This window comes from Oceanispirochaeta sp., assembly GCF_027859075.1.
Classification (GTDB): Bacteria; Spirochaetota; Spirochaetia; order DSM-2461; family DSM-2461; genus Oceanispirochaeta.
This window is the reverse complement of sequence record NZ_JAQIBL010000331.1, coordinates 1-11,005: the sequence shown is the minus strand read 5'-3', so window position 1 is coordinate 11,005 and position 11,005 is coordinate 1. Positions and strand designations below refer to the sequence as shown.

Genomic DNA, 11,005 nt, shown 5'->3' with positions numbered 1-11,005 from the left:
TTCCGCTTGCCGTCTGGTTCTGTATACCAGAAGAAGAATGTACTTGAATCTTTTCTACGGACTGGATCAGGATACTTTTTTCTCATAAAACCCCCATGATTTAGATGGCCTGATACCACTATGATACCATGGGGGAAATAAAAAAAGCCAAGATTTTAAATCCTGGCTTTTAAATCCTTATATAATAAGGTTTTATTTGCTCCCCCGAACAGACTCGAACTGCTGACATGTTGGTTAACAGCCATCCGCTCTACCAACTGAGCTACAGGGGAAAGTTAATTCTTGAAGAAGAATAAAGGGTTTTCCAAATACTGTCAACAGAATCGGGAGAGAAAAATATTCATATTTCTTTAATAGATCGGGATACCCTCTTCCCTCAATTAAAAAGGGCAAAAAAAAGACTGCTTCCGAAGAAGCAGTCTAACTTTAATTATTTATGATAAAAGGATTAAATGTTAAAAAGCATGTCTTCATATGAAGGGTAGGGCCATGCTTGTTTATCGGTGCTCCTCTCAAGCGCATCGACACAGATTCTCAGATCATTCATGGCGGAAACAACCTGTTCTCTGTAGGCTTTTGCTTGAATCAGAAGATCCTCATCCAGCTCAAGGGCCGCCTCAATTTCTTTCCCGAGGTTGATCCCAGTTTTCAGCATACATTCCATCTGGCCGTTTAAATTATCCAGGAGTGATTCTTGAGCAGCCGTATCGGCTGTGGGGATGACAGACTTGATAGACATGATTGTTTCGGCAACACTGGCGGAAAACTCACTGACTACAGGAAAGATCAGTCTGTTGGCCATTTCCAGTGCGACACCCGCTTCGATGTTGATCTGTTTGCTGTAGTTTTCAAGATAGATGTCAACTCTGGATTCCAGTTCTGCCTTACTCAGAACATTGTATTTTTCAAAGAGGGTCACACTGTCCTTTTTAATGAATTCAGGGAGAGCTGCGACTGTTGAAGTCAGGTTCGGCAGGCCGCGCCTTTCGGCTTCTACCAACCATTCCGGGGAATAACCGTTTCCATTGAAAATGATTCTATCATGAGCTCTATATGTTTCGCAGATGATTTTTTGGATCTCTGCATTCACATCGGAAGCCTTTTCCAGCCTGCCTGCAAAATCATCCAGGATGGAGGCAACAGCCGTGTTCAGTACAACATTGGGTCCGGCTATAGACTGGGTAGAACCAACCATTCTGAATTCGAATTTATTCCCGGTAAAGGCAAAGGGAGAGGTTCTGTTTCTGTCTGTCATATCCATGGGGAGGTCGGGTAGTGTGGTAGCACCGATTTCCATCATTTTGCCATCCAGAGCCTCGACGGGTTTACCGGCGGCCATACTTTCAAGGATGTTTGAGAGCTGATCTCCCAGGAATATAGAGATTACCGCAGGAGGAGCCTCATTGGCACCTAATCTGTGGTCATTTCCGGGGCTGGCGGCTGATGCTCTCAGGATGGGAGAATACACATCTACGGCCTTGATTGTTGCTACGGTGAACAGGAGGAACTGGGCATTGTCATGGGGAGTCTTTCCTGGATTCAGAAGGTTGATTCCATCATCGGTCGCTATGGACCAGTTATTGTGCTTTCCGTTTCCATTGATGCCGGCAAAGGGCTTTTCATGAAGCAGACAGGCCAGATCGTGTCTATCTGCGATCTTTTTCATCATTTCCATGGTGAGCTGGTTTGCGTCGGTTGCCACATTGGCCGAAGAGTAGATGGGAGCCAGTTCAAACTGGTTGGGGGCGACTTCATTATGCTGAGTTTTAGCAGGAATTCCCAGTTTCCATAGTTCTGTATTCAGATCTCTCATGAAATCGGCAACTCGATTCTTGATGGCACCGAAGTAATGGTCATCCATCTCCTGTCCTTTGGCAGACATGCTTCCGAAGACAGTTCTTCCAGTGAGCATCAGGTCGGGTCTGGCCAAAAAATACTCTTTATCTATGAGGAAATATTCCTGCTCGGGTCCCACGGAGGAAGTCACCCTCTTGGATGACGTATTACCCATGGCTTTCAGTATTCTCATGGCCTGTCTGCTGATAACATCCATGGAGCGTAGAAGAGGAGTCTTCTTGTCCAAAGCTTCCCCATTGTAGGAAACGAAGGCTGTAGGGATGGTCAATGTCAGACCGGTATTGTCTGCTTTCAAGAAAGCGGGAGAGCCGGTGTCCCAGGCAGTATAACCCCGGGCTTCAAAGGTGGCTCTGAGTCCGCCATTAGGAAAAGAAGAGGCATCAGGTTCGCCCTGGATCAGTTCTTTACCTGAAAATTCCATCATAACCGTGCCGTCGGGTTCGGGAGAGATGAAGGAATCGTGTTTTTCTGCAGTCAGACCGGTCAGGGGGTGGAACCAGTGAGTATAATGGGTAGCCCCCCTTTCTATGGCCCAGTCTTTCATGGCCGAGGCAATGACCTCAGCTACTTCAAGAGAAAGCACCGTTTCTCCCACCTGTACTTTTTTGAACTCTTTGAAGACGCTTTTTGGCAATCTTTCTTTCATTACGGCTTCACTGAAGCAATTTTCCCCGTAAATGGATGTGAGGGGTGTTTTTGAATAATCAACGTTCATTAGTTTACTCCTATTCCTTTATCTTAATATTTGTTAATAATAGAATCTGTGTCTGTTCAGGACCGAAAGGTCTACTTGTTCTTTAGATATTAATACTTAATATAAGCACTTTCCATGCCATTTTTTAAAGACAGAACCTTGGAAAGTTTAAGTTGTTAATATATAAGAATATAGTCTCAATGAATACCCGTTTGTGATGAATCCAGGATACAAAGTTGTTCTTAAAAGTTACGTATCGGTATAAAAATAAAATTTATCCCACATAATTGTGTCTTTTTTATAGGAGAATATCTGTTATGATTTTTCGTTTCAGTTTATATGGTTTTTTGAAGAATCAAAAATATTATGAACCCTTTATACTACTTGCTTTTTTGCAGATGGGCCTGACTTATACCCTCATCGGATTACTGATTGCCTTTCGTGAACTCATGGTCAATCTCATGGAGATACCAAGCGGAGCCATCGCCGATGTCTGGGGACGGCGCAGGTCCATGATTGTCAGCTTCTTCGCCTATATTCTGCATTTTTCTCTGGTGGGCACTGCCGGAACCTTTGCCCTTAATGGTTTGATTTCTTTCCCTCTCCTCATCGTACTGCTCTTTGTCTCAATGCTCTTTTTTGCTGTGGGTGATGCATTTAGAACGGGTACACATAAGGCAATGATTTTTACCTGGCTGCGCCTTCAGGGCCGGAGTGATGCAAAAACTGAGGTCTACGGTTACACTAGATCCTGGAGTCAGATCGGTTCTGCCGTATCTGTTCTGATCGCCTGTTGTTTTGTTTATTTTTCCCGTTCCTATGTCCAGATTTTCTACTTCTCTATCATACCCTATGTCATCAACATCATTAACTTTATGGGTTATCCTAAAGAACTGGATGGTGAAGGGAATGAGGACGCTAATCTTGGAAGAATCCTGGCGCATATAAAAGAATCCTTTACGGGTATTTTCCAAAAAAAATCACTGCGCCGATTGATTCTGGAGTCTATGGGATATGAAGGATTTTTTAAATCTATTAAGGATTATCTTCAGCCTATTTTACAACAGGCGGCACTCCCGGTCATTGCAGTATTTTTTGCAGGAATCTCAATGAATCAGGAGCAGCAGTCTGTCATCCTGATTGGCCCCGTCTATTTTCTGCTTTATGCTCTCTCTGCAAGTGCCAGTAAGCAGTCCCATAAACTTGTCAAAAAAACAGGTTCAGAGGATTCTTCTGCCAAGATTCTCTGGTTAGGCATGCTTGTTCTTATGGCTGTTCTTATACCGGGTATGTATTTTAATATTTATTGGATTATGATCTCTGGATTTGTTGCCTATTATGTTCTGCAGAATCTGTGGACTCCTGTTCTTATAAGCCGCTTTGATGCTCACAGCAGCGAAGCACAGGGTGCCACGGTCATGTCTATCCAATCACAATCCAAAAGCATTGCGACAATGGTGATTGCGCCATTGGCAGGTCTGGCAGTAGACTTTATGAAAGTTCATCATATCGGCTTGAGCGAATTCTGGCCGGTTCCAGTCATCGGGTTTATCATTTCGGGATTATTTTTAATCTCTTCAAACAATAGGAAATAAGTTCTGATGCCAAGGAAAAATTCAGAAAAGTCCTGAAATACACTCCTGGTCTTTTCTGAAGCAAAACAATCAGTGAAATAGCCCGAAGTAATAGTGGCAGTTCGTTACATCTACTCCTCGTCTGGATTCTAATTGTTATTTTCTATTCGACCAGCTAGTATGTAGCGATGAACATGCGGCATCAAAATCATCCTTCTCCGGAACATCTCATTGAAGCTGTTGGTCTTTCAAAGCAGTTCAAAGGCTCGGATATCTGGGCCGTCAAAGATCTTTCATTCCAGGCCGGTTCAGGAGAAATCATCGGCCTGATCGGTGAAAATGGTGCTGGAAAATCCACAATGCTCCGCATGCTCGCCACAATGCTGAAACCCAGTTCTGGGAAAGTCAGTATCGACGGATATGATACAATACATAATCCCGGAGAAGTCCGCCGTTCAATCGGCATTCTTTTCGGTCAGCAGAGCGGTCTTTATGAAAGATTGAGCGCCAGGGAGAATATCCTGTATTTTGCAGACCTCAACGGACTTCCCTATGTAGCAGCCCGCAGAAAACTTTCGGAAATCAGTTCTTTATTGGATATGAAAGAGTTCCTTGACAGACCGGCGGGTACTTTCTCTACTGGTATGCGTCAAAAAACCCTGATAGCCCGCTCGATCATTCATAATCCCAAGGTCCTGATGCTTGATGAACCGGCAACGGGTCTGGATGTGACCAGCGCACGAAATATCCACAGTTTTATCAGCTGGTGTAAAGAATTAAATAAAACTGTCATTTTCTCAAGTCATGATCTGGGAGTCGTCGAGCGTCTTTCCGACCGCGTACTCCTGCTGCATAAAGGAAGCTTAATGGGAATAGGAACACCTTCCGAACTCGCCGGAAAAGAAACCCTGGAAGAACACTTCTTTCAGGTTCAGGACTCTGTGCAATGAGTCAGAGGCATTTCTTTACTATCAGGATTGTTGCTGTAAAGGAGCTCCGGGACTTCTTTCGTGATCCCCGATCTCTGGTTCTCTCTCTTGTTCTTCCGATAATCCTTTTTCCGCTTTTATTCTGGGTTTTGAAGGATGATAAGGTAGCAAGTCTTCCAGAGAATCGGGTTTTTCTGATTGCAGCAGAATCAGATATTGTTTCTGACCATTTTATTTTTGATTCAGAAATGGTTAACCTTACAATTCTCGATCAAAAATATCCTGTCGATTGGCGGAACAGATTCGATGCATTATTGATTTCCGATCCCCAAACGGAACGTCCTGTTATTCTCTATGATAATTCCGACCCTGTTTCCATTTCTGCTTTTTCATATCTGGAACTGACCAATTCCAAAAAGAACAAACTGACCGTCACAGATTCAGTGACTGACATGATAGAACCAGAGATGGGCCTTCCAATGTTCCTATCCGAAGAAGCGGCCGGTAAGATGTTCCTCGGCCTGATCCTCCCCTTTGTTTTTTTTATATTTGCTATTACCTGTCCTTTACCCGGTTCTGCCGATTTGAGTTCAGGAGAAAAAGAACGGGGGAGTCTGGAACCCTTGCTCTCTACGGCCGCCCCAAGAAGCGGAATTATTCTCGGTAAGCTTACCGCCGCGACTCTCATCGGGCTATGCAGCGTATCCGCCTATATCCTCGGGATATATATATCCTACAGGATTACACCGGAGATTATCGGTGAAGGAGTCATGAGCTTTCCCCTTTCTTCAGCTCAAATAGCTCTTCTGATGGTATTGCTTCTATTGATGACCAGTCTCTTTGCGGCCATAGAAATTTGTGCCGGTTTTATCACCCGTTCAGTACGAGAGGCCCAGCTTCTGGCCATGCCCCTTCTCATGATAGGCATGGGGGCAGTATATACTGCCCAAAGCGTCGATTTTATCCACAAAGCCTGGTTTTATGCGCATCTGCCTCTGGTGAATATTGCCCTGGCCATCCGGGAGACGGCTCTTGACCGCATGATTCTGACCGACATCCTCGCTGCTGTTATCTGGTCCCTCTGTTATCTGGTCCTCATTTCTTTGTTGGCTATCAATATGTTTCAGAAAGAGTTTTCCCTTGTGAAAAACAATAGGCATAAAACTCTACTTGATAGATTCCGTAACAGACAGTATAGTAAAAAAAAACAGGAGTTTTAAAGATGGGTATTATTTCAGCTTTAGTTGTAATCATCCTTGTTATCGTGGTTATCAGAATTATATAAGCTCGCCACTATGACAGGTCTCCTTTTTGGGCATCTCGTTAAGATCCGTATCTTATTATGACCAATTCGGAGACCGGTGGTTCCACCAGCCCTATAAACCGTAGCATGAACTAGATTCGTTTTGAGTCGTTTTATACAATCGAGGCTGAAATGAAAAATAGATTTCAAAAAGTCATTATATATAACGTTCCGCTTCGCTGTTAAGTGCAGTCCCTAAAATTACGGGGTGTTTAAGATCAATCTCAATCCGAAATCAATTTCAGACATAGCTCCTGGTGCTAAGATGCTTATTCGTTCTACCAATCTTCTTTTATCAATGGTTGAAATTTGAGAAACGTTTGCGATTCCACTTTTAGATAAACCGGACTCATCTTTTTCTAGATAGACATTTCCTGGAGCATCTGCCAAATTCAAATTTGTAGTTATTGATGTAACAATTACGGTTTGAATATTGCTTCGGTTGAAAGCATCATCCTGAATAATAACGGCTGGTCTTTTAAATCCAGATTCACTGCCAAAAGGAATCCCTAAATCTGCCCACCAAATTTCACCACGTATCATTTTTTGTTGCCTTTCTCAATGATTCAATTCCAATGTCTGTAATTTCTTCCATGTTGTTTTCGTGGAAATAGAGAGAGTTCAATTTCTCCGTTATGTGATCTTTGTTATGATGCTCTATAAATTCCTTTATGGCTTTTACATAAAGTTGACTTCTAGCCAAACCTAATTGTTTAGCAGTGATTTCGGCATCTCTAAATAAATTGTCTGGTATTGAAATTGCTGTTTTCATGTCTAAAGTATGACAATAGTATAACAATGAAGCAATGGTGATTTTGATCCTCGAATATAGATATTCATCTTAGCCCCGAGCATTTCGCATAACGGCCTGATGTTATCCGACGTTTTTCGTGCCCGCCAGGGCTTGGCGCGGCTTTTGCCCGAACATCAGAAAGCCACAATTCATCAATAACCATATCACAGACCACAAAGCGACACATCAACTTCTGTTTAACGATGAAATCCAGCATGAACCCAAAATCATTTCATCTGAAAAACACGACGTTTTTTAGATGGAGGGCTATAAATTTCTAGAGTACATACCTCGGGCTTATGTAGAAAACTAGTTATTCGAGAACACAACGACAAACGCACTTCAGGTGTTTTTGAGGTAGTATCATAGGAGTTCTTGCTATAGGATATTGTCATCCCTTATCTGCTTAGATGTTCGTTAATAGCATGCTCCATGGAAGGCAGTCTGTGCATATCGTCCGACAGTTTTTCCAATACACATTAATTATTATCTTGCATGTGTAGATATGGAATAATGGTGAACCGCAAGGAGAAAAGTAGAATGAATGAAAACAATGGCGTGATGATGCAGTTCTTTCACTGGTACACCTCAGCAGACGGTTCACTGTGGAAGCAACTTAAGGAGCAGGTAGCGGCACTCTCTGAAGCCGGTATAACTTCTGTTTGGCTGCCTCCAGCATACAAAGGGGCAGCCGGAGCTGATGATACTGGTTATGGAGTCTATGATCTCTTCGACCTTGGAGAGTTTGATCAGAAAGGCTCCATACGCACTAAATACGGAACCCGTGACGAATATCTTCAAGCAATTCAAGCGGCACATGAAGCAGGAATACAAGTCTATGCCGATGTCGTCTTCAATCATAAGCTAGGAGGCGATAGTGAGGAGGAGTTCAAGGCGACACCGTTTAACCCCGAAAACCGGAATGAATCAATCGGCGAATTGCAGCCAATAAGGGCTTGGACCCATTTCTCTTTTCCGGGAAGAGGTGAAAAGCATTCATCTCTGCAATGGCACTGGTGGCATTTTAATGCAGTTGACACCAACGCGGCTTCTCCCGATCTTCAAGCTGTCTATCTGTTTGAGGGTAAGGCTTTTAATAAAGAAGTAGATAAAGAGAAAGGCAACTTTGATTACCTGATGGGCTGTGACCTGGATATTGCTAATCCTGATGTCCGAAAGGAGCTACTTTACTGGGGCGAATGGTATACCGATCTGACCGGTGTCGACGGTTTTCGATTTGATGCCGTCAAGCATGTTAGTGCAAGTTTCTTCGTTGAATGGCTCAATCACGTACGCAGTCATGGAGGCCGCGATCTTTTTGCTGTCGGAGAATACTGGTCCGGGGTCGATGAGGCTCTGGAACACTTCATCAGGAAAACAGAAGGGAACATGATGCTTTTCGATACTGGATTGCACTACAGCTTTGCAACAGCAAGTCGTGAGGGGAATACATACGACTTGAGAACTATTCTTGACCGGAGCCTAGTTAAAGACCACCCCGATAAAGCTGTCACCCTTGTCAGCAATCACGACACCCAGCCGCTACAGTCACTCGAGTCAGTTGTCGAATCGTGGTTCAAACCGTTGGCGTATGCAATTATCCTCCTACGTCGGGGGGGCTACCCATGCATCTTTTATCCTGATTACTTCGGTGCAGAATACAAGGGTATGGGTAAAGACGGGAACGATTACGATATCCACATGCAAAGTCACAAATGGCTGATTGATCTCTTCCTTGAGGTACGCCGTTCCAATGCTTTCGGGGACCAGAACGATTACTTTGATCACCAGAACTGTATCGGCTGGACTCGTACTGGAAACGAAGATTATAGCGGCGGGATGGCGGTCCTGCTCAGCAATGGTACAGATGGCACCAAGAAAATGAATACCGGTTCTCCTGGCGTTAGGTATGGTGATATTACAGAACATATCAAGAAAAAAGTGACTACAAATGACGAAGGATGGGCCGAATTCAAGTGCAATGAACGATCTGTTTCTGTTTGGGTGCCTATTGATTAATCTTTATCATCACGCTGATAAGTTAGGTGCAAGAGATCTGACAATGTCACTTACGGGTGAAACAAATATCGCTCCCCTTCATTCCCCACTTTTTTCACGTATCCTGGTAGATAAATATCGATAGTTCAGTATTATTAAAATGAAACTTGCAGTATTTGATTGTCTCAATAGGTTACGCCACAGTAAAAGGCCATCTGGATTTTTTCGTTAAACGTCCGGGGCTATGCGAAGTTGTCCGAAGCGCAGCGTAGGGCAATTTGAGTGAGGGCGGTACTCCGCGCGAATCGCATAGCCGCTGTTGTGTGATGTGCTTGGGCGTAGTTTCATTTATTATCATATTTTGATTGCTACTCCTCCTTTTTTATGTCCTCCCTCAACATATTTATGTGCATCAACTATTTTTTCAAGAGGATAAATTTTATCTATTACAGGTCTTATCTTTTTTTCTTCAATCAATTTTGTCAAAAAATCCAGACGCTTTGAATCTAATTTTAAGGCCCCATTATCAATTGATACACATTTTCCCTTTTCAGTAAGAGATTTTTTACATTCTTCCTTAAGTCGTGATGTCCTGTTTTTTCCGTCAGGACCATGACCGGCAGAGTCCAAAATGAAATCATATTTAGTATTCGCTTCCAAAGTATCAGTGGTTTTATAATCAATTGCATAATCTGCCCCGAGTGATTTAATTAAATCAATATTTCTTCCACTGCAAACACCTGTTACCTTTGCTCCTAAATATTTACCATATTGAATGGCAATTGTTCCGGATGTGCCAGAAGCTCCATAAATCAGTATATTTTGATTTTTTTCAATATTGCCAATATCCATATATTGAAGAGCTAACGCACCACCATATACAGCTGAAGTAGCTTCTTCAAATGAAATATTTTTGGGTTTAATAGCTACGCATCCGGTGGTACTATCTATTTCTTTAATACAAGTGTATTCAGCATAAGTACCAAGATTAAATCCTGTCATACCATAGACTTCATCTCCTGGTGAAAATCTCTTTATTTTACTGCCAACTTCTTTTACGATTCCGGAAAAAACAAGACCTATAATAGATTTTCTTGGTTTGAGTACCCCCATCATTAATCTAAAAGGAATTATAATGGGGAATGGTAATTTTGATCCTCGAATATAGATATCACTGTTTGTTACGGCAGATGCTTTAATGTTAATGAGTAGTTCATTATCTCTTGGTACAGGCTTCTTGACTTCTGTTAGTTGAAGCACATCTGCCGATCCGTATTTACTGCGAACTACAGCTTTCATTTTGTTTTCATTCATGTAAAAACTCCTACTTATATTCATCTCAGCCTCAAGTATTTCACATAACGTTTCAGGAATATGAGAATTTGCCGTAGGGAGCTTGAAACCAAAGGCAATTTAGATGGAGCCGAAGTCTGAATCTCATATTCCTTGTTATGTGCTGTTTCTGTCTTGGTTGTGTAATAATAGATTTCTCAAATAAGTGGATGTATTTGAGAATGTAACCAGTTTCTTAATATTCACTTCACTTTTTCCGCCAGAATCATAACAATAGACTGTGACTGCTGCAAATCTTTTGTTAAGGTTTTATTCTTTTAATATCATAAACAAGGAAAAGACAAGTAATTATCCAAGGTATTAAAGATAATAATGAAAGTATCATTCCAATAATACCCATTGTCGCAGGTACAAGCATTAAAAATCCGGATATTATGCCAGTGATTACAGTTCGTTTTGAAAAATATTCAATTTTGCTAAAAGATTTAAATAGAAGAATTAGTGATAATCCACTTAGAGTATAATAAATAAAATATGAAGATCCCTTATAAACACTTAATAGTA

The 11,005-nt window shown here is 42.2% G+C and carries 8 protein-coding genes, 1 tRNA gene and 1 pseudogene; 4 read left to right on the top strand and 6 right to left on the bottom strand.

Features of this window, described 5'->3' with window-relative positions; all coding sequences use genetic code 11:
• Positions 1-199 precede the first annotated feature (199 nt).
• A tRNA-Asn gene (locus PF479_RS18740) sits at positions 200-272 on the bottom strand.
• A 176-nt stretch (positions 273-448) separates the two neighbouring features.
• The gene (locus PF479_RS18735; protein ID WP_298010009.1) at positions 449-2,572 is read right to left on the bottom strand and encodes a glutamine synthetase III; all 2,124 of its coding nucleotides are present in this window, start codon (positions 2,570-2,572) and stop codon (positions 449-451) included.
• A gap of 296 nt (positions 2,573-2,868) precedes the next feature.
• Between PF479_RS18735 and PF479_RS18730 the strand changes: the two genes are divergently transcribed.
• The 3 genes from PF479_RS18730 (at position 2,869) to PF479_RS18720 (ending at position 6,274) form a co-directional block, all read left to right on the top strand.
• A complete protein-coding gene (locus PF479_RS18730; protein ID WP_298010006.1) occupies positions 2,869-4,146 on the top strand; it encodes an MFS transporter in 1,278 nt (425 codons plus the stop codon).
• Positions 4,147-4,313: 167 nt separating this feature from the next.
• Positions 4,314-5,075: an ATP-binding cassette domain-containing protein gene (locus tag PF479_RS18725; protein ID WP_298010004.1), complete on the top strand. Its 762-nt coding sequence runs from the start codon at positions 4,314-4,316 to the stop codon at positions 5,073-5,075.
• Complete coding sequence (locus PF479_RS18720) at positions 5,072-6,274, top strand: ABC transporter permease subunit (RefSeq protein ID WP_298010000.1); 1,203 nt, start codon at positions 5,072-5,074, stop codon at positions 6,272-6,274. Before PF479_RS18725 ends, PF479_RS18720 begins: the two co-directional genes overlap by 4 nt.
• A gap of 284 nt (positions 6,275-6,558) precedes the next feature.
• On the opposite strand, the gene PF479_RS18715 is transcribed toward PF479_RS18720, so the two are convergent.
• Both PF479_RS18715 and PF479_RS18710 read right to left on the bottom strand, forming a co-directional pair.
• On the bottom strand, positions 6,559-6,900 hold the full coding sequence (locus PF479_RS18715) for a type II toxin-antitoxin system PemK/MazF family toxin (protein WP_298009998.1): 342 nt from the start codon (positions 6,898-6,900) through the stop codon (positions 6,559-6,561).
• Positions 6,887-7,129 carry a ChpI protein gene (locus PF479_RS18710; protein ID WP_298009996.1) on the bottom strand — a complete coding sequence of 81 codons (243 nt, stop codon included), beginning with the start codon at positions 7,127-7,129 and terminating at the stop codon, positions 6,887-6,889. Before PF479_RS18710 ends, PF479_RS18715 begins: the two co-directional genes overlap by 14 nt.
• Before the next feature lie 561 nt (positions 7,130-7,690).
• Here PF479_RS18710 and PF479_RS18705 point away from each other — a divergent pair.
• On the top strand, positions 7,691-9,169 hold the full coding sequence (locus PF479_RS18705; protein ID WP_298009993.1) for an alpha-amylase: 1,479 nt from the start codon (positions 7,691-7,693) through the stop codon (positions 9,167-9,169).
• 333 nt (positions 9,170-9,502) lie between these two features.
• On the opposite strand, the gene PF479_RS18700 is transcribed toward PF479_RS18705, so the two are convergent.
• The gene (locus PF479_RS18700) at positions 9,503-10,462 is read right to left on the bottom strand and encodes an NAD(P)-dependent alcohol dehydrogenase (protein ID WP_298009990.1); all 960 of its coding nucleotides are present in this window, start codon (positions 10,460-10,462) and stop codon (positions 9,503-9,505) included.
• A gap of 280 nt (positions 10,463-10,742) precedes the next feature.
• Positions 10,743-11,005: pseudogene (locus tag PF479_RS18695) on the bottom strand (hypothetical protein); the annotation flags it as partial.